This window comes from Enterococcus cecorum DSM 20682 = ATCC 43198 (genome assembly GCF_000407565.1).
In the GTDB taxonomy this organism is placed as follows: domain Bacteria; phylum Bacillota; class Bacilli; order Lactobacillales; family Enterococcaceae; genus Enterococcus_E; species Enterococcus_E cecorum.
Map to the genome: position 1 here is coordinate 294,396 of NZ_ASWI01000004.1, position 19,819 is coordinate 314,214.

Here is a 19,819-nt window from a genome sequence, read left to right on the forward strand (position 1 = left end):
CTTTTTTTATTATTCTACTTCAAAAATCCATCCTTCAGGGGCCTTTTTATCACCAAATTGGATACCGGTCAATTCATCATATAAGGCTTTAGTTACTGGTCCGACTTCGGTTTCGCTATAAAAGACATGGAAGTTATCTTTATATTGGATTCCACCGATTGGAGAGATAACCGCAGCTGTTCCACAGGCACCTGCTTCAGCAAATTGATCTAATTCATCAATTTTAACTGTCCCTTCAATGGCTTCTAATCCTAAGCGTTCTTTTGCCAAGTATAATAGGGAGTACTTGGTGATACTTGGTAAGATAGAAGGAGATTTTGGTGTGATAAATTTGTTATCTTTTGTAATCCCAAAGAAGTTTGCTGAGCCGACTTCTTCAATCTTGGTATGGGTTTCTGGATCTAGGTAAATACAGTCAGAATACTTATGATCATGGGCGTCTTTACCTGGTAATAAACTTGCGGCATAGTTCCCGCCGACTTTGGCAGCACCCGTTCCTTGAGGGGCAGCCCGGTCATATTCAGAAACGATGAAGTTCGTAGGGGTCAAGCCACCTTTGAAGTAAGGTCCAACAGGCATACAAAATACGGTGAAAATGTATTCTGGTGCAGGACTGACTCCGATACTATCACCGACACCGATTAATAGTGGACGGATGTATAAAGTAGCCCCTGTGCCATAAGGGGGAACAAAATCTTCATTAGCTTTGACTACTTGTTTGACGGCATCGATAAATGTTTCTTCAGGGATAGTTGGCATTAATAGACGAGTCGCGCTTCGATTGAGACGTTTGGCATTTTCATCGACCCGGAAGAGATTAATCTTGCCATCTTTGCGTCGATAAGCCTTCAAACCTTCGAAACATTGTTGGCCGTAGTGTAAAGCCGCCGATGCTTCACTGATTTGTAATGTACTGTCTTCGGTCAATTCTCCTTTACTCCATTGACCGTCTTTCCAATACATACGATAGCGCCAAGGAGTCTTGATATAGTTAAATCCTAGGTTATTCCAATCAATTGTTGTCATTTCAATCACTCCATTTTTTTATATTTCACCAGTTCATAAAAGGCAACCTAAACCTAACCAACCTTTTATTCACCAGCAGAGAGCTTGCAAAAACTCTAGATGACTAACAGTATAGCACTTTGAATAAAGGTTGTAAATCGACTCGGGCAGCTACGAGCGGATAAGGTTTGTCCGACACATCGGGAAAGTCCAAGAAGTAAAGACTTTCCCAGATGTGGTGGCTTATACGCCGAAGTAGCTAGTCGATTTACACCGTCTATCAAGGTTGTGAAGTGGGTCGAACAGCTCCGAGCAGCTAAGATTGTCCGGAATGGTAGGAAAATCCACTATTTTTTAAGATTTTCCTAAACAGGCCGGCTTAGATGCACAGGAGCTACCCACTGAACACCGTCTTTCAAGGTTGTGAAGTGGGTAGGGGGAGGAAACAAAAAAACAGCAGCCGTCATCATGCTGCTGTTTTGATGGATTTGTACTAAAATTTTAAATCAAAAAGTTTAAAACGAACGACTGCCTCCGCCGCCAAAACTTCCGCCGCCAAAACCTGTGCTAAAGGTACTGCCGCCAGAATCATGATCATCATCGTCATGACTCTCAATCACGCGAGTAGTGATAAAGCTATTAATTAAATCTGTATCATTAATCTCTAAATCAATCTTGCCATTATTTTGACGGTCATAATGATAGCGTCCACCAATGCGTAGTTGGTAGCGTCCTTTCACCGTGAAGAAAATTCCCAAACAAGTCGCAATTCCACCGATTATCGCAATGCCAATTTCTAACGGGGTTAACGTCTTGATATAAGTGATTTCCCCGGTATCTTTATTGATGCGATAATGATGATGCGGAATCCCTGCTTTGACATCTTCTAGTACCATTTCAAAATAATCAGTTGCGGCTTGGTCAAAGTTATTTTCTTTTAGCGATTCGGTCACTTTGTCATTAATATCTTCCAAGCGTGCATCGGTCAGAAAATCAATCATATTCCCCGATGTCACCGTAGTAAAGTGACGAGTGGCCAAATCAATGTAAAAAATCGCACCATTGCCATCTTTGCCCACGGTGTTGTAAAGATACTCTTGGGCCGAATATTCGACATCATCCGTTGGTGTATCGGTAATCACTAGCAAAGTCGTGGCTTGATTTTCAGACTTAATTTTTTCAGCAATTTTGGCTAATTTATCAAGCTGGCTTGCGGATAAATGATTGTTTTCATCTTTGACATAGGTATTTTCTTGTGCATAAAGAGGGGTAGCCGCGATAACAAATAGCAATAACCCGCAAATCATGCTAAGCCAAAGCGTCCATTTTTTTATAGATAGGTTCGTACTCATAAGAAGAAATACCCTCCTAACAATAATAGCGCAGTCACAAGCACCCCACTGATTCCGGAAACTAGTCCTAACTTCAGTGAATCTAAAGGCAAGATACCCGCTGTTTTCCCTGTGATGCCATTCATTGCGTAATAGTACACTTTATTGGATGAAGTGCGGTTTTTATAGGTAACTAGCCACATCGGCAAAAGCACATATTGTTTATCAATAGCGAGGACCTTGCTTTCTTGGATTTCAGGCTGAAAACTAGTTTGAGCCGCAATCGTATCTTCAAACGCTTCTAAGGCATAATTTCCCATTTCGTGACGGACATTGGCTTGCAGCTGATCAAATTCGATATCGCGCTTTTCAGCTAAAAAGCCTGATAAATATTGCGAATGAAAGTCCTGCATCGTCTCAAGTGGAAAAGGTTGGACCGCTTCGACCATTTTCTTTTGCACATTTTTCGTTAGGGCATTTTTCACAAGGTTTTTAAAATGAAACTTGCCTTTGCGATGGATATGGTATTGCTTGGTTTCGGTATATTCGACATTGCCTACTTGCCAAACACGAATGGTCGTTGCTTGGCCGCTAATTTCCGCTTCTCCTTTGGCCTCAGTAATCCAATAAGGAAAGTACACGCCGGTTATTTTTTCGACTTGCTGCTCATTGAAAAAGGCACGTGGGACGAAATGTTTATGGCTTGCCCAGTCGATAAATTGCTTTTGCGCTTCCTTTTTAGTTATTTTAAAAGGCAGGATTTTATCCGGCAGCAAATCCCCGGATAAACGACCACTTAAAATAACAGGACTATGGCAAAAATAGCATTCAGTTGCGGCTGTGGTGGCTTCACAGGCTATCTGGGCCCCACAGCTCGGACAGCTATATAAATCATAGGTATTTTCTGTTATTTCATTTGGTTGCGTGGTGGTCTGCGTCTGCGCCTGGGTATTGGTCTCATCTTGTGCGAAGGCCTTGGCTTGTTTTTGTTTTTGCTCGAAGGTAGTGACTTCTTCTTCGGTAAAGACACTCAAACAGTAGGGACAATGAAATTGCTGGTCGCTAGGTTCAAAAGTTAAGGCCCCGCCACAATTTGGGCAGCGATGGGTTAAAGCTTCCATAATTTCACTTCCTTAATCGAGACTTTCTGCTAAAAAGGGTTGGCCACACTCTGGGCAGAACTTAGGCATGGCATTGGTAATTTCAATCACGCTCTTACATTTGCTACAACGCACCTTCATGCCAGCATTTGCCGTTGGCGTTGGTTTAGGCGTGCCACAGTTGCTGCAGAATTTGCCGGTATTTTCTTGGTTACAGTTTGGACATTGCCAGCTAGATTCTTGCGCTGCTGAGGTGTTTGCCGCTTGTTGATTTTGTTGGGCTTGGGCTTGATTTTGGCGAGAAGCTTGTGATAAGTAATCGCCGGTTAAGTTCGCGCTCATATTCATGCCAAAGAAAGCATTGGCCGCCCCGTTTGGATTGTTCCCCGCATCTGCAATGCCTTGAGCGATACTAGTTTGCATAAAGCTTTCACGTAAATTCGGGTCGTTGAACATCGCGCCTTTGTTTCGCATATTGATGAGTTGTTGTGAATCATCCGTGTAAGAAATGCTGGCTAGGGCGATGGAGACAATTTCGATGCCACGTAGAGCTTTCCATTGTTCGTCAAGGTTTTGGTTCATGACTTTGGATAGTTCCGCCGTTTTAGAAGCTAGATAGCTAATGCGTTCACCTTGGGCCGAAAGTTGATTGATTGAGCTTTGCAGACCGCTGACAAATTCCATCAAGAACTGTTCGTTAATTTCATCGATGGTTAAACGAGTCACCCCTTTAGGAACGACATTTTTGAAGAATAAAATTGGATCAGTAATCGCGATGGAGTAGCTACCATGAGCGCGCACGAATAATTCCGCATTGTAAAAATTATCGAAATAGTTGATTGGTTGCTGCGTACCAAAACGAATGCCGCGAATTTCTTGTAAATTAATAAAGAACACTTCTTGCTTACTTGGCGTCACCCCACCAAAACGGAAACGCTCGAAACTTTCATTCAGCGCGCCTTCAAAATCGCCGTTAAATAGCGATGGTGCCGCAGAATTGTCGACTTTGTAGTAGCCTTCTTCAGCTGTGTAGTCGATAATTTGTCCGCCGTCTACCAAAAGCATCATCATATTTGGATAGACACGAATCATCGAACCATCAGAAATATAATCAACGGAGCCTTTCGTGTTGCTGCCACGTTTTTTGTTTTTGGACATTAATACACCTTTACACATCAGCGTGGTGTTGTCCATTGTATCTGGCTCAATAATATCTAGCCACTGATCTGCCAATGTCGATGTGGCACTTTGAATTGCTGCTTTAATAATACCCATAAGAAAACCTCCAATATTTTTCATAAATTGTTACTACAAAATAATTATACCATAAGATAAAGTCGCTGCCGATGGGACTAGAGATGGAAATGTATATAAAGGGAGGATAGAAGATGCTGTCAGGCGTGCTTGGGTGCATAAAAAAACTCGAAAGAAAACAAATCATTTCGAGTGTGATATGCTTATTTAATTATTTTTGGTAATAAAAAAGAGGGATGCGTCACCTAATGGAACAATCAAGGCTTATTCTGCCTGTGCATTTCTCAAAAGTATAGTAGCACACTTTTTTACGAAAATCCACGAAAACGATTGAAATTTAGGTATAATAAAGCTATGAAAAACGAAATGAGATAGCAATCATGCCAAGTGTTGCTAAAGCTAAATTTTGCCGCGATGCTTATTTAAGAAACGATACGAGTCCGGAAACACTAGATAAAATTAAAAGTTTAATCAACGATACTGAAGTCATGCCTTGGTTGCGCTCTCAGTTTCTGATTGGGCAAAAGGTGCAGGGATATCTAATACATTGTCAGAAAACGTATTACTTGTTTTTGTTTAATGTAATAATTGTTGTATTACCTTTCACTTTTCTATTGATTTAGCATAATATTAGAAGTATTATTAATTTATATAAAATATGAACATAGAAGGGAATGTGAATGGTTTATGAAATATATAGAAAGCGTTTCGATTGGGTTTGATATTGGCGTGGGATCTGTTGGTTATGCTGTTATTAATTCTAAAACGAAACAAATTTTAGAAAGCGGTGTAAGTATTTTTCCCGCAGCAGTTGCACAAAAGAATGTTGAACGTCGTGAGTCTCGTCAATCAAGACGTTTGAGAAGAAGACGAGTCAATCGCTTAAATGATTTGAAAAAATTACTGAAAAAAAACGGCTTTATCCCATCTCCTAATAAAAATCCTTATGAAATTCGTGTTAGAGGACTAGAGCATCAATTGAGTAGAGATGAGATTGCGATTGCGGTGCTACATATTGCAAAACGTAGAGGTATAAGTTATTCATTAGATGATGTTGTAGACGAGAATGTTACTGATTTTAAGGGGAAAATTGCGAAAAATCAAGAAGCACTAAAGAATAAGACACCTGGTGAGATACAATATGAACGTTTGTTAAAATACGGTAAAGTTAGAGGTACAGTCACCAATTATGTTGAATATGATGAACAGCCAGAGTATTTTTTAAATGTATTTCCTAATAGTGCTTATGTTGATGAAGCAAAAAGAATCTTAACTTGCCAAAAACAGTATTATCCTGAAATTACTGATGATTTAATCGAAAATATTGTCAAAATTATTAGTCGTAAACGAGCTTATTATATTGGTCCGGGTAATGAAAAATCTAGAACTGATTATGGAATCTATCGTACAAATGGTGAAACGTTAGAAAATATTTTCGAAATCCTTATTGGTAAAGATAGTGTTAATCCAGATGAGCTACGTGCACCAGCAAACTCCTTGACTGCACAGGTTTATAATTTATTAAACGATTTAACGAATATTCGGTATAATGGATCGGAAAGATTAACTCCCGAACAAAAACAAGATATTTTATCTGAATTACTTACTACAGAAAAAACAGTACAGATGCTAAATGTTATTGCTAAAAAAGTAAATGTGAAGAAGGAAGAAATTTCAGGATTCCGTACCAAAAAAGATGATAAACCTGATTTTCATACATTAGAAGTATATCGAAAAGTTCGAAAACATATGCTAAATAAAGGAATCGATATAAATGAATGGCCAACAGAATGCTTTGATGAGTTAGCTTTCATTTTCAATTTAAATACTGAAATTGGTGAAATTAGAAATCGTATTTCTGAAAAAGTGGTACCTAAATATGATTTTATCACTAATCAAATTGTTGATGATTTACTTGAAGATCCTAAAATTTTTGCTATTTCAACATCACAAAAATGGCATCGTTTTTCAATTAAAACAATGAATGTCTTAATACCTGAATTATTAAATGGTTATAATGAACAAATGACTATTCTAACAAGGATGGGATTACTGGAAGATAGTAAGAATGATTACTCAAACATTGATAAAATTGATATTAAAAATGTAACTGAAAATATTTATAATCCAGTAGTGCGAAAATCAATTAAAAAATGTTTGAAAATCTTTAATGAACTTTATAAAAAATACCCAAATATTTCAGATGTTGTTATTGAATTACCGCGAGAAGATAATCCCGAAGATGCAAGAAAATTAATTAAGAAGATGCAAAAAGAAAATCTTGTTGAAAAAGATACATCATTAGAAGCATTCAGAAAAGAAGCAAATTTATCAGAAAATGGATTAATTGATTTTTTAAGAAAAGGGAAAAATCGCGCATTAAAGATTCGTTTATGGTATCAACAAGAAGGAAAATGCTTATATACAGGTGAACCAATATTAGCAGAGGATTTATGTAAAAATGAAGCAAATTACGATATTGATCACATTATTCCAATTTCGGTATCATTTGATGACAGTATAAATAATAAAGTCTTATGTTCTAGTCATTTTAACCGATTTGAAAAAGAGAAGAAAACGCCGTTTGAATATTTTAGTAATAAATCAAGTCATTTAGGGCGTTATAGTAATTTTGATGAGTTTAGAGCTAGTGTTAATGCGAATAAACGAATTAGTGATGTTAAACGTAAGAATTTACTGTCAAAAGAATTGTTGTCTGATCTAGATACTCGTAAAAAATTTATTGCACGTAACTTGGTAGATACTAGATATGCTTCAAGAGTTGTATTTAATGAATTGACACAATTTTTTGCATCCAAGAAAGCTGATACTAAGGTGGCCGTAATTCGTGGGAAATTCACTTCGCAACTAAGACGTGCATGGCAATTAAATAAATCAAGGGATACCTATCATCATCATGCAGTTGATGCTGCTTTAATTGGTGTAACTCCTTTCTTGAAAATTTGGCGCTCAGGGAAAACGATATATCCGCGTAAAATGACTGAAGCACAAACTGATTTTGAATTAAATGAAATAACTACAAATGATGAATTTAAAGAAAGTTATTATCAACTACCTTGTCCACAATTTTTAGATTATCTAACTCAAATGCAAGAAAATCTAAAAATTAATTTTGAAGTTGATAAAAAAATGAACCGTAAAATCAGCGATGCAATGATTTACTCATCTCGAAAAAAGAAATTGAGTAAGGATAAGAAAGAAAAAGAATATTCCTTAGGGACAATTAATGATATTTATTCTGATGCTGGATATAGTAAATTTAAGAATATCTATAAGAAAGATAAGGAAAAATTTTTAATGTATCATTTGGATCATAAGAGTTTTGAAATTTTAGAAGATATAATTTCTCAATATCCTGACAAAGAGGAATATATCGATTCTGAGGGAAAGGTGAAACAAAGAGCAGTAAGCCCTTTTGAAATTTATCGTCGTAAATATGGATATATTCGAAAGTATAGCAAGAAAAATAACGGTCCAATTATAAAAAATATGAAATATTATAATGAGAACTTACCTAAAATATATATAGATATTACTCCAAAACAATCAATTGATAAAAAAGTATATCTTACTAATATATCGCCTTGGCGAACAGATGTTTACTATAATCGTTCTCAAAATTCATATCATATTATGGGAATAAAGTATTCTGATTTGAGGTATATTGATGGCAAGTATGGAATACCGAAGAATGTGTACGAAAAAATAAAATTAAGAGAAAAAATTCCTAGTGAATCAGAATTTTGTTTTTCACTTTATAAAAATGATAGGGTTAAAATCATTGATCCAAATAAAAACGAGGAAATCGAGTTAAGATTTAATTCTAGAACACTACCTTCAGTGCTAAACTATGTTGAATTTAAACCATTATTTCAAGAATCTTATAATAGTTTGACGCTTCTTCCAGTGTTTTCAAAGACTACCAGTGAAGGAAGAATAATAAAAAAATTTACTAGAGAAGATAATATCGTTTACAAAGTAAATACTGACGAACTAGGCAATCCATATTATATTTTAAAAGAATCACAAAATCCCAAAAATATTATTGACAACTCTAATAAGACGGAGTAGAATAATCAATGTAAGGGACGCCTTACACTGATACCAAATCATTAAGAATCTACAAAAATAAGACTTTATGTCGAGTTTCCCGTCATCATTGTATGGCGGGTTTTTTTATTAATATAAAGTGGGTGATAGATATGAGTAATGCGTGGCAGACAGTGTATATTAAACAATGCGATTCAATGCGTTTGAAATGGAATCAGCTCGAAATAATTAAAGTGACGGAAAAAATATATGTGCCATTAGAAGATATTCAAATGATTATTTTAGAGGGGAAAACCTCTGTTACAACAAGTTTATTATCGGAATTCAGTAAGTATAATATTGTAGTTGTCATTTGTGATGACTCATATTTGCCTACAGGTATGTATTTATCATATGCTAATTATCATCGATCCGCCAAGAGAGCTTGCGAACAGGTATTATGGACTCACGAAATGAAAGCGCTAGCATGGAGGAGCGTAGTTGTTCAAAAAATGAAAAATCAAATGAAGTATGCAAAATACAAAAATATCGATTCTTCAAGAGTGATTGCAATGCAAAATTTTATTCTTGATACTCAGCCTAATGATAAAACGAATAGAGAAGGACATGTAGCAAAACTTTATTTCAATTCGTTGTATGGAAAAGAATTCACAAGGGATCTTCCAATATTAGAGAATGCTGCAATGAATTATGGATATTCTATTATTCGAGCATTAATGGCAAGAATTATAGTCGGACAGGGTTTTATGCCCGTTTTGGGTATTTTTCATTCGAATGAGTATAATGCGTTTAATCTAGTAGATGATTTAATGGAACCTTATCGGCCCTTAATGGATTACTGGTTGGATTTAACAATATTCGGTAAATATAATTTTATGAGTTATGAAGTAAGAACGATGATAATAGATTTTATTAATCAACCTATTTATGTTAATAATCAAAAGAGTACAATTGATGAATCAATGAAGAAATATGTCAATAGTTTTGTAAAATCAATGCAGAATAAAGATATGAAGTATTTGGTTGAAATAGATATAGACAATTTTATAGGAGCTTAAAAATGAGGTATCAACAGATGAGAATACTTTGCTTATTTGATTTACCAGTTGAAACGAAAAAAGAACAGAAGGAATATAGAGAATTCAGAAAATCATTAATTTCAAATGGCTTTCACATGCTGCAGTACTCAGTCTATTATAGAGTTGTTCCTAATCGCTCAATTGGAAAGAAATATGAAACTATTTTAAAAAAATCAATTCCAGAGGGCGGTGAAATTCGTCTTCTTTATGTTAGTGAAAAGCAGTTTGAAGATATGCAAATCTTGGTAGGACATCGAAGTGCTCAAGAAATTATTGTTGGGAAAAATAAATTGGTGGTGATTTAATGTCTGACTTATTTTTAGATTTTGGATGGCTGAAAGAAAATTTTGAATGTAATGGTTATTTATATTTTACTGGGCAAGATCACAATAATCATTATAAATTGTATAATAGTCTACAAGTAGCAGTACAGAGAAAAACAATGAAGGAAGAAGCAGAAAATTATTTTGGAACCACTCAAATGGTTTTAAATTTTGGTGGCAAAGATTTATGCTCAAAAAATTGTAAGCATATATTTATTGATTCAGTAGAGGATTTTAATAAATACATTTTTCAATCTAAAGACTCTTTGATTAATGAAATTTTATCTAGCTTATCCTCAAATAAAAACGTACAAGATATTTTGGTAGAATTTGAAGATAATTTGATGTCCTTGGAAGAAATTATTAATAAGGAACTCAGAAAGAATATAAGTAATATAGACTTCTTGTTAAAAAATATTTTATTTGAGGAAGTCATAAAAAACATGTTTATCTGTCAGACTCATGAAAATGGCAAGCCCATACTTCCAATGTATCAAAATTTATCAGTTCAAATTATTAATTTATGCAATTTGATAGATATATATTTAAAAGGTAATAGTAATCAATGCTGGCTTTATGTATATTATCCTTCTACTTTTTGCATGAAAAATGAGCAAGAATTGTTAATGAAACGCTTAAAAGAATTAATGCTTAAGTATAATAATTTTCATGTAATAATTATAGATAGTCAATTATTTGTTACAGATTGTTCACATGAGGATATTGAATCAATTGTTGTTATGAATGAAGACAACATAGATCAACTTCCTCCATATCCTGTAATAAGAAATCTAATAGAAGGGAATTATCCATCAGAGAAAAATTTTTCTGATGAGGAACTTATATCTATGCTTCTTTCAATTGTTCCGATATTAGGCAGTGATAATTATAAAGATTTATCCCCACGTCAACATATTTTTATTAATTTACTTAATTATATAGTGTACGGAATAAAACGAAAAGAATACATTTATGATATTTTAGATCCACTAGAGAAAATATATTTAGAAAGTATAGCAAAATAGTGTTTATTTACTGAAAATTATATGATAATATTCAAATGTATATAACCGAATAATAGCTATATTTTTTGAAAAAATATTATTTGAGGTTTTTGTACTCTTAATGATGTGGTATCAGTAAAACAATTCCGCCAATTTTGAAACGTGTGTGTGGGTTTTTGTACTCTTAATGATGTGGTATCAGTAAAACAAAGCGGTCAATCTTCTGAATAGCAAATGTGTTTTTGTACTCTTAATGATGTGGTATCAGTAAAACTGATCTGGTACTTCCTCAATTCGTCGATTTGTTTTTGTACTCTTAATGATGTGGTATCAGTAAAACCATGGTTTTGGTTGCAATTACTGATTTTATGTTTTTGTACTCTTAATGATGTGGTATCAGTAAAACAAATATGGCCAGAAGAAATCCAAAGAGATTGTTTTTGTACTCTTAATGATGTGGTATCAGTAAAACAAATGATAGAACATGAAGAGATAGGCGTATGTTTTTGTACTCTTAATGATGTGGTATCAGTAAAACAAACATGAATAAATCAGATTTAGAATACTAGTTTTTGTACTCTTAATGATGTGGTATCAGTAAAACATTTCTTCAGTATTCCATTTTTTGTAATTGGTTTTTGTACTCTTAATGATGTGGTATCAGTAAAACCGCTCAATGCACCTAATGCTGTACCGATAGGTTTTTGTACTCTTAATGATGTGGTATCAGTAAAACTGACAACTCAACATATCAAGACAGAATTGCGTTTTTGTACTCTTAATGATGTGGTATCAGTAAAACTCTTTTTCGAGGAATAGTATGCCAACGCCAGTTTTTGTACTCTTAATGATGTGGTATCAGTAAAACCTTGCCTTGACCCTTACAAGTATGATGTAAGTTTTTGTACTCTTAATGATGTGGTATCAGTAAAACAGAGCAAGCCATTCATCTTTTTGCTCGCCAGTTTTTGTACTCTTAATGATGTGGTATCAGTAAAACGATGACGACAGCGAAGAAAACTACTACACGGTTTTTGTACTCTTAATGATGTGGTATCAGTAAAACCCCCCGTTATGTTAGTAGGTCGAGCAGGTTCGTTTTTGTACTCTTAATGATGTGGTATCAGTAAAACACAAGAAGTACGGGTTATACTTTGATAGCCGTTTTTGTACTCTTAATGATGTGGTATCAGTAAAACAAAGTCGATGAAGCAGATATGGTCGAAGCGGTTTTTGTACTCTTAATGATGTGGTATCAGTAAAACTTGCTGCGTTAGATGAGTGGTTAGCTGTTTGTTTTTGTACTCTTAATGATGTGGTATCAGTAAAACTTGTCGTTGTCAGCTTTTTCTATTTCATCAGTTTTTGTACTCTTAATGATGTGGTATCAGTAAAACATCTCATAGAAATAGCAATGGTTAAGCTAGGTTTTTGTACTCTTAATGATGTGGTATCAGTAAAACATACCTTGCTAGTTACCTTGCCTACACTATGTTTTTGTACTCTTAATGATGTGGTATCAGTAAAACTACCATTATTAACGGACACAGATATAAGCAGTTTTTGTACTCTTAATGATGTGGTATCAGTAAAACCGTGCAAATTGTCTAAAGTAGATTTTTTATGTTTTTGTACTCTTAATGATGTGGTATCAGTAAAACTTTCTTGCCGCTCGATGCAAGCTACTATCAGTTTTTGTACTCTTAATGATGTGGTATCAGTAAAACCCCTACAAGGAAACAGTAGATAAACATATCGGTTTTTGTACTCTTAATGATGTGGTATCAGTAAAACTTGGAGATAATCTTGATGAGGTAGGGCAGCGTTTTTGTACTCTTAATGATGTGGTATCAGTAAAACTCCGAAAGGGGATATCATTGCCAATGTTGTGTTTTTGTACTCTTAATGATGTGGTATCAGTAAAACCAATCGCATTTGCTAAACGCTTGACTAGTGGTTTTTGTACTCTTAATGATGTGGTATCAGTAAAACTGTTTTTGATCCACCACATTTAATTAATGGGTTTTTGTACTCTTAATGATGTGGTATCAGTAAAACCTATGCAGAGAGCGAGCATTTGAGTGATACGTTTTTGTACTCTTAATGATGTGGTATCAGTAAAACAGAAACTTATAAAGAATTTTTTGATATGCAGTTTTTGTACTCTTAATGATGTGGTATCAGTAAAACATATTACATGGCACATCTTAAGAAATGTTGGTTTTTGTACTCTTAATGATGTGGTATCAGTAAAACACGCTGATGACGCAAACGGAAATGGTATGAGTTTTTGTACTCTTAATGATGTGGTATCAGTAAAACAACAATGGCGAACAATCGGTAAAGTGTACTGTTTTTGTACTCTTAATGATGTGGTATCAGTAAAACAATCTAGATTCATAAGAATATCTCGTTCGTGTTTTTGTACTCTTAATGATGTGGTATCAGTAAAACACTTTGAGTATAGCAACCTTTTTGAGTTTTGTTTTTGTACTCTTAATGATGTGGTATCAGTAAAACCATCTATCAAACATAACAATAGAAAGTTTGAGTTTTTGTACTCTTAATGATGTGGTATCAGTAAAACTGAGTACGTGTGGAAGCAACATTCATTTGCGTTTTTGTACTCTTAATGATGTGGTATCAGTAAAACAAAAAGGAAAAGTAATTGTAAACTATTTAGGTTTTTGTACTCTTAATGATGTGGTATCAGTAAAACTGAATGTGTAACGAAGAACTCAACATTTTCGTTTTTGTACTCTTAATGATGTGGTATCAGTAAAACCGCTCGAACTGCCCCTAAGTCATTGCCTCCGTTTTTGTACTCTTAATGATGTGGTATCAGTAAAACAACAGAAGCGATACAGATACTCAATTACTAGTTTTTGTACTCTTAATGATGTGGTATCAGTAAAACAAGACGCGTACATATAAAATATCAGTATCGCGTTTTTGTACTCTTAATGATGTGGTATCAGTAAAACAAGCAAGCGGATTTTGTGATTAACATCATTGTTTTTGTACTCTTAATGATGTGGTATCAGTAAAACTTTTAGAAAGGGGATTATTAAACGCCAAAGGTTTTTGTACTCTTAATGATGTGGTATCAGTAAAACAATTAATTCATTCGGTAAATTCATATCAGGGTTTTTGTACTCTTAATGATGTGGTATCAGTAAAACAATTTTCTTAGCAAAACCATCGCTAAATGAGTTTTTGTACTCTTAATGATGTGGTATCAGTAAAACAACAGCGTCATCAATCCAACTTGCACTACGGTTTTTGTACTCTTGATGATGTGGTATCAGTAAAACAATCGGTGTTAAATTTCAATCCACTCACCTGTTTTTGTACTCTTAATGATGTGGTATCAGTAAAACAATAACGTGACACCGAGCAATTGCCTATAGGTATTTTTACTCTTAATGATTTGGTAACTGTTAAATAAATATACACCTAATAATTGTTTGTCTTATTTTTATGATCGTGGTATTTTACTTTTAAAGTAGGTTTACAATTATCAAGGCTTTAATAAGTACAATGCGTATCCATAAATGCGTAATTTTCTCTTGATGCATTTATATTTATTGACTGTCATATCTATATAGTTTAACTGAGTTAGAAATCGGCATTGATTTACATCATTCTCAAAGTTTTTGTACCTTGGTGATTTGGTATCGGTAAAAGGACTTTATAAAATTTACTTTTTAGAATAGGTAAATTGTATTTTTATTATTGGAGTGATTGTAAAGGAATGTGGGATTAGGAAGTAAGTAGCAAGAAAGAATAGATTCTGAGTGTAGTAGGTGGACTATTACATTACTAAGGATAGTTAAAGAGAAAAGATGGATTACAATTCTTTGTCAAAAAGTATTCATAAAAGTAAGGCACAAAATAATTATGAAGCAATAATAAAATAATTTTCATTTAAGTATCTGAAAAATTTCTGTAGTTAAATCTACAGCTGTAAATCAATATAGTTCTGTTTGAGAATGATGTAATGAATATAGCAAGCCCTTATCTAACTATTGATGAACATTTCTTTCTGTAAAAACGGCACCCTATAAATTTAGGGTGCCGTTTTCATAATCTTTTTTAAATCCTGTGTAAACTTCAAGAAGGTAATCAGTGTTTTCAGTGCAATTTTCGTCATAGCTAATCACATTTAAATAAATCAGTGCTGCTGTGGCAAAGTCATGGACCGGAATTTTTCCAATTGAAACGATGGTGTTGTCTGTTTGAAGTTTTCGAAGGATGTCTAGCGTCTCCTCATCAGTTTTCTTGAAAATTGTAGCCTCTAAACAAAATTTCAATCTTTCAGGCAAATTCATCCCTTTATTCATTGGCAAAATCTACTCGTAACTATCATTTCTTATACAATTATATCGTCTATTTTAAAGTTGTGTGAGCGTTTTCTATGAATTATCTGCAAATAGTAAACCAACCTCCCTAAACTGAGTGATTTTTGGGGAGGTTGGTTTGGTTGGGTTATTCTGCGAGTTTTACGATTTTTGTGCCGTGGAGTTCGTGAATGCCGAGTTGGTGGGCGATTTCTTCGGCGTTTTCGTAAGTGATTTGTCCGCCTGGTAAGATGGTGATGCGATCAGCTGCGTAGTCAATCAATTCTTTTAAGCGTGGGAGAGTGTCTGAGATAGATTCACTCATTGGACCACCATGGGTAAGGATACGATGGACACCATGCTCTGCTAACCAGTCAATGGCTTCAAATTGGCGTTCGGCTGGGATTTCGTCAAAGGCCATGTGGAAGGTAATTTGCAAACCTTCTGCGACTTCAATGAGTTCTTCCATCGCCTCTTCGTCAATCCAGTTACTTGGAGTCAGGCAGCCAAAGACCACGCCATCGACACCGAGTTTTTTTGCTTCAATCAGGTCAGTATGCATGATTTTAAGGTCGATATCATTATAGATAAAATGTCCTTTGCGCGGGCGAATCATGACCATCACAGGGACTTGCTTTTCATTACAATAACTAATTGCTTCTTCTAGGACCCCGGTACTTGGCGTCGTACCACCAACTGCTAAATTATCACAAAGCTCGATACGTTTAGCCCCGCGGTGAATGGCTAAGGGGATATCCGTATAGTTTTCTGCACAAAATTCTTTAATTAAAGTAGACATGTTTTTCTTCCTTTCTAAATTCTTCCTTGGGTATTCTAACATATTCTTCAGGTTTTCGCATCGATTCATCAAGTTTAATCTTCTAGTATCAATCAAGTGCATATTGCAAATGCAACATCTAAAGTGTATAATCACTAAAAAGAGCATAGGAGGGAAAAATTTGTCAGCAGAAATTTTACGTTCCATTGGTCGGATTGCGCGTGCTTTGGATTCTATTGCAAATGTCGAATTCAAAGAAAATGCATTAAATCGTGGGCAGTATTTATATTTGGTGCGAATTTTTGAGCATCCAGGCATTATTTTAGAGGAACTATCGCTAATGGTATGTGTGGATAAGACAACGGCCTCAAGAGCGGTGAATAAACTCGTTAAACAAGGGCTAGTTCAAAAGCAAAGTGACGAAAAATCAGTGAATCGAAAGTTTTTAACAGTGACAAAAACTGGAGAGAAGCTAGCAAAATTGATTTTACAAGAAAATGATTATTCTGAGCAAAAGGCGTTGCAAGGTTTAAATCCACAGCAAATTTTGCAGTTAAAGGAATTATTATCGATAGTAGATGAAAATATTTTTGAAGAATATCGCCAAGTGAAGTCTGGTAAAATTCGTGATTATTTAAAGGAGTGATTTTTTTGATTCGTGAAGTAAAAAGTTCAGAAATTGATGTGTTATGTGAGGTTAGTCGGCAAACATTTATTGAGACTTTTGCTGCGGTAAATACGCCAAAAGATTTACAAGATTATTTAGATCAAAATTTAACCGTGGAAAAGCTAACAGCAGAGTTTGAACAGCCACATTCATACTTTTATTTTCTGGAAAAAGAAGGCGAAATTGCTGGTTTTTTAAAGCTAAATTTAGCGGAAGCGCAAACGGAATATCAGCAAGAGGACAGCTTGGAAGTGGAACGGATTTATATCAAACAAGCTTTCCAAGGTCAAGGTTGTGGAAAAGAGCTATTTGCTTTTGCTCTAAATCAAGCGAGAAAGTTTGGCAAGCAAAAAGTTTGGCTAGGTGTTTGGGAGCATAATGAAAAAGCGTTAAAATTTTATCAAGGTCATGGCTTCCATAAGATTGATGCTCACACGTTTTGGATGGGAGATGATCCGCAAACCGACTATATTTATCAGCTTGAATTATAAATTGAACAGCTTATCTTGATTGAAGTCAATGATAGGCTTTTTTCATGCAAAGATAGGTGAAAATACTTGGGGGACATTGCTAGAGGCTTTGGCAGTGTGGTATAGTTGGAAGGTAGGTTTTCAAGAAAATTTGCTTAAATACGGCAAATGTGCGCTGAAAGTCGTATCTTGAAATTTGGAAAGGAAATAAAAAATGTTAAAGAAAATTGATCGCGCGAAACTTTTTCTAGAGGCCCATGCACAGGTGTTTGCTTGTCCGATTTGTCATGAAAAAATGCAAGCGACAGAAAGTGGGCTAGTTTGTGCTCATCATCATCGCTTTGATCTTTCTAAAAAAGGAACGCTCTATTTTTTGAAGTCGCAGCTAAAGAGTGATTATGATGCCAAGCTTTTTACCCATCGCGCGCGTATGATTCAAGGTGGCATGTATGATCCATTGCTTGAGGTCTTGGCGAAATATCTCGATCAAGCAAAAGTGCTGGATATTGGCTGCGGTGAGGGTAGTTTCTTGGCCCAATTGACGCAAAAAGTGACACCTGCTTTGACGGTGGGATTTGATATTGCCAAAGAAGGGATTTATCAGGCAAGTAATCACACGCAATTTGATCAAGCGTTTTGGTGTGTGGCAGACTTGACGAATTTGCCTTTTGCTGATCAGTCTTTTGATGTGTTGTTAAATATTTTCTCGCCCTCGAATTATCGCGAGTTCGACCGTATCCTATCTCCTGGTGGGAAGTTGTTAAAGGTGATTCCTGGTGAGCATTATCTAAAAGAGTTGCGGCAAGCTTTTTATCCTGATGATGCGCGTAAACAGCACTATTCCAATAAAGCGGTGGTCGAAAAATTATTGCAAGCCTATCCTGATACGACATTTGAAAAGGTACAGTATACTTTTGATATTCCAGAAGCATTGCGATTATCTTTATTGGAAATGTCGCCTTTGGAATGGCAAGTAGACCCAGTTATCAAGCAGGCCTTACAACAAGCACCCCTTGAAAAAATTACGATAGACCTCTTAGTTGCGATGAGGCAAAAAAGCTAGCTAATTTTGCTAGTAGAAGAATCGTCTGTTTTCAAAAAATATAAGTAAACAAAATTTGTGAAATTTTTGGAAGAATCACGAAAAAGGGAACACAAAATAAAGCAAAATTTGCTATTTTAAATTGTTTGAATTACACTGAAAAATAGTACAATTTAACGCTAAAGAAGCAGCTGTTAAAATGGTCATTTTTTACGATTTCTACATTTTTTGTAGGTTTTACCTAATTTTTTTAGGGGTTTGAAGCTGTTTTTGAAAAAATATTTGATAAGTTTGAAGTTTTTTTGAATTTTCTATTGCCAAGAAGTAGTGAGAGTGATATAGTATACACAAGTTGCTTTTCATTGGTTTTTATCAGTATCCTGTTCTGATAAAAGTTAGTGAAAAATACTTCACTAACGTAGCCTCTCGCAGTGCCAGACACCGAGTGGGTTACGTTTTTTTTTTAGGTCGTGAAGCAGCTTGCTCAGACATGAAGAAATTCGTGTGCTTACCTACCGCTGAGAAAATCGGATGAAAGGAGATTTTCTCAAGCGGTAGGGCGAATTTCACAATGTCTAGCTGCTGAACGCCGTGTACCCAAGGATGTGAGGCGACTTGATCAGCTACGAGCGGATAAGGTCTGTCCAGAACGTGGGGAAAGTCCGAGAAGTAAAGACTTTCCCAGACGAGAATGTCTTACGTCGAAGGAATAGTCGATTTGCACCGTCAAGAAGGTAGCAAAGCAGCTTGGGAAGCCTCGAAAAAATTTGTGTGCTTACCTATCGCTGAGAAGTTATATAAATAATAGATAAGATAGATTGAGAAAGGTCAGAGATAAAGTGAATCATATTGTATTGTTTGAACCAGAGATTCCGGCCAATACCGGGAATATTGCTAGAACGTGTGCGGCGACGAATACCCCGTTGCATTTAATCGAACCGCTGGGATTTAGCACGGATGATAAGCATTTAAAGCGTGCTGGTTTGGATTATTGGCATAGTGTAGACATTACCTATCATGAGAATTTAGAAGCATTTTTAAAGGCTTTACCAAGTGAGGCGCATTTGCACTTGATTACTAAGTTTGCGAATAAAGTATATAGTGAGGTGAACTTTAATGATGGTGCGGATCACTACTTTATGTTTGGAAAAGAAACCAAGGGCTTGCCGGAAAGTTTTATGCGTGAAAATGAAGAGAAGTGTTTGCGTATCCCGATGAATGATACCCATGTGCGGTCCTTGAATTTATCTAATACGGCGGCGTTAATCATCTATGAAGCATTGCGCCAACAAGCTTTTCCAGGATTAGAATTAAGTCATCACTATGAAAATGATAAATTAGATTAGAGGGTCAGT

At 35.3% G+C, this 19,819-nt stretch carries 14 protein-coding genes and 1 CRISPR repeat array; of the genes, 8 read left to right on the forward strand and 6 right to left on the reverse strand.

Annotated features, from left to right (window positions below; genetic code table 11):
* Positions 1–9: 9 nt before the first annotated feature.
* The 4 genes from I567_RS07360 to I567_RS07375 all read right to left on the reverse strand — a co-directional run bounded on the left by I567_RS07360 (position 10) and on the right by I567_RS07375 (position 4,711).
* Positions 10–1,026 carry a branched-chain amino acid aminotransferase gene (locus I567_RS07360; protein ID WP_016251604.1) on the reverse strand — a complete coding sequence of 339 codons (1,017 nt, stop codon included), beginning with the start codon at positions 1,024–1,026 and terminating at the stop codon, positions 10–12.
* Between the two features lie 494 nt (positions 1,027–1,520).
* The gene (locus I567_RS07365) at positions 1,521–2,357 is read right to left on the reverse strand and encodes a TPM domain-containing protein (RefSeq protein WP_016251605.1); all 837 of its coding nucleotides are present in this window, start codon (positions 2,355–2,357) and stop codon (positions 1,521–1,523) included.
* Positions 2,354–3,457 carry a TFIIB-type zinc ribbon-containing protein gene (locus tag I567_RS07370; RefSeq protein ID WP_016251606.1) on the reverse strand — a complete coding sequence of 368 codons (1,104 nt, stop codon included), beginning with the start codon at positions 3,455–3,457 and terminating at the stop codon, positions 2,354–2,356. Before I567_RS07370 ends, I567_RS07365 begins: the two co-directional genes overlap by 4 nt.
* A 12-nt stretch (positions 3,458–3,469) precedes the next feature.
* On the reverse strand, positions 3,470–4,711 hold the full coding sequence (locus I567_RS07375) for an SPFH domain-containing protein (RefSeq protein ID WP_016251607.1): 1,242 nt from the start codon (positions 4,709–4,711) through the stop codon (positions 3,470–3,472).
* Between the two features lie 666 nt (positions 4,712–5,377).
* On the opposite strand from I567_RS07375, the gene cas9 reads away from it, so the two are divergent.
* The 4 genes from cas9 to csn2-St all read left to right on the forward strand — a co-directional run bounded on the left by cas9 (position 5,378) and on the right by csn2-St (position 11,188).
* Positions 5,378–8,782, forward strand: coding sequence for a type II CRISPR RNA-guided endonuclease Cas9 (gene cas9, locus I567_RS07385; RefSeq protein WP_016251609.1), 3,405 nt, complete (start codon positions 5,378–5,380; stop codon positions 8,780–8,782).
* Positions 8,783–8,913: 131 nt separating this feature from the next.
* Complete coding sequence (cas1, locus tag I567_RS07390) at positions 8,914–9,819, forward strand: type II CRISPR-associated endonuclease Cas1 (protein ID WP_016251610.1); 906 nt, start codon at positions 8,914–8,916, stop codon at positions 9,817–9,819.
* A gap of 2 nt (positions 9,820–9,821) precedes the next feature.
* Positions 9,822–10,145: a CRISPR-associated endonuclease Cas2 gene (cas2, locus tag I567_RS07395; RefSeq protein WP_016251611.1), complete on the forward strand. Its 324-nt coding sequence runs from the start codon at positions 9,822–9,824 to the stop codon at positions 10,143–10,145.
* A complete protein-coding gene (csn2-St, locus tag I567_RS07400) occupies positions 10,145–11,188 on the forward strand; it encodes a CRISPR-associated protein Csn2-St (RefSeq protein ID WP_016251612.1) in 1,044 nt (347 codons plus the stop codon). The genes cas2 and csn2-St overlap by 1 nt, the downstream gene beginning before the upstream one ends.
* 85 nt (positions 11,189–11,273) lie before the next feature.
* Positions 11,274–14,613: a CRISPR direct-repeat array (repeat unit 36 nt; unit sequence GTTTTTGTACTCTTAATGATGTGGTATCAGTAAAAC).
* A gap of 615 nt (positions 14,614–15,228) precedes the next feature.
* Here the strand turns inward: csn2-St and I567_RS07405 are convergent.
* A complete protein-coding gene (locus I567_RS07405) occupies positions 15,229–15,510 on the reverse strand; it encodes a hypothetical protein (RefSeq protein WP_016251614.1) in 282 nt (93 codons plus the stop codon).
* A gap of 145 nt (positions 15,511–15,655) precedes the next feature.
* Positions 15,656–16,306: a copper homeostasis protein CutC gene (locus I567_RS07410; protein ID WP_016251615.1), complete on the reverse strand. Its 651-nt coding sequence runs from the start codon at positions 16,304–16,306 to the stop codon at positions 15,656–15,658.
* A gap of 160 nt (positions 16,307–16,466) precedes the next feature.
* Between I567_RS07410 and I567_RS07415 the strand changes: the two genes are divergently transcribed.
* The 4 genes from I567_RS07415 to trmL all read left to right on the forward strand — a co-directional run bounded on the left by I567_RS07415 (position 16,467) and on the right by trmL (position 19,810).
* Entirely contained in the window at positions 16,467–16,931 is a 465-nt protein-coding gene (locus tag I567_RS07415) for a MarR family winged helix-turn-helix transcriptional regulator (RefSeq protein WP_016251616.1), read from the forward strand.
* Positions 16,928–17,443 (forward strand): GNAT family N-acetyltransferase, encoded by a 516-nt coding sequence (locus I567_RS07420; RefSeq protein WP_231940224.1) that lies wholly within the window; start codon positions 16,928–16,930, stop codon positions 17,441–17,443. Before I567_RS07415 ends, I567_RS07420 begins: the two co-directional genes overlap by 4 nt.
* Positions 17,444–17,636: 193 nt before the next feature.
* Positions 17,637–18,485: a methyltransferase domain-containing protein gene (locus I567_RS07425; protein ID WP_016251618.1), complete on the forward strand. Its 849-nt coding sequence runs from the start codon at positions 17,637–17,639 to the stop codon at positions 18,483–18,485.
* Between the two features lie 818 nt (positions 18,486–19,303).
* Complete coding sequence (trmL, locus tag I567_RS07430; RefSeq protein WP_016251619.1) at positions 19,304–19,810, forward strand: tRNA (uridine(34)/cytosine(34)/5-carboxymethylaminomethyluridine(34)-2'-O)-methyltransferase TrmL; 507 nt, start codon at positions 19,304–19,306, stop codon at positions 19,808–19,810.
* The last annotated feature ends 9 nt before the right edge of the window (positions 19,811–19,819 follow it).

Bases quoted from the DNA above. Each gene is read 5' to 3' on its own strand.
- I567_RS07360 (WP_016251604.1), bottom strand. From the start codon at position 1,026: ATGACAACAATTGATTGGAATAACCTAGGATTTAACTATATCAAGACT.
- I567_RS07365 (WP_016251605.1), bottom strand. From the start codon at position 2,357: ATGAGTACGAACCTATCTATAAAAAAATGGACGCTTTGGCTTAGCATG.
- I567_RS07370 (WP_016251606.1), bottom strand. From the start codon at position 3,457: ATGGAAGCTTTAACCCATCGCTGCCCAAATTGTGGCGGGGCCTTAACT.
- I567_RS07375 (WP_016251607.1), bottom strand. From the start codon at position 4,711: ATGGGTATTATTAAAGCAGCAATTCAAAGTGCCACATCGACATTGGCA.
- cas9 (WP_016251609.1), top strand. From the start codon at position 5,378: ATGAAATATATAGAAAGCGTTTCGATTGGGTTTGATATTGGCGTGGGA.
- cas1 (WP_016251610.1), top strand. From the start codon at position 8,914: ATGAGTAATGCGTGGCAGACAGTGTATATTAAACAATGCGATTCAATG.
- cas2 (WP_016251611.1), top strand. From the start codon at position 9,822: ATGAGGTATCAACAGATGAGAATACTTTGCTTATTTGATTTACCAGTT.
- csn2-St (WP_016251612.1), top strand. From the start codon at position 10,145: ATGTCTGACTTATTTTTAGATTTTGGATGGCTGAAAGAAAATTTTGAA.
- I567_RS07405 (WP_016251614.1), bottom strand. From the start codon at position 15,510: ATGAATAAAGGGATGAATTTGCCTGAAAGATTGAAATTTTGTTTAGAG.
- I567_RS07410 (WP_016251615.1), bottom strand. From the start codon at position 16,306: ATGTCTACTTTAATTAAAGAATTTTGTGCAGAAAACTATACGGATATC.
- I567_RS07425 (WP_016251618.1), top strand. From the start codon at position 17,637: ATGTTAAAGAAAATTGATCGCGCGAAACTTTTTCTAGAGGCCCATGCA.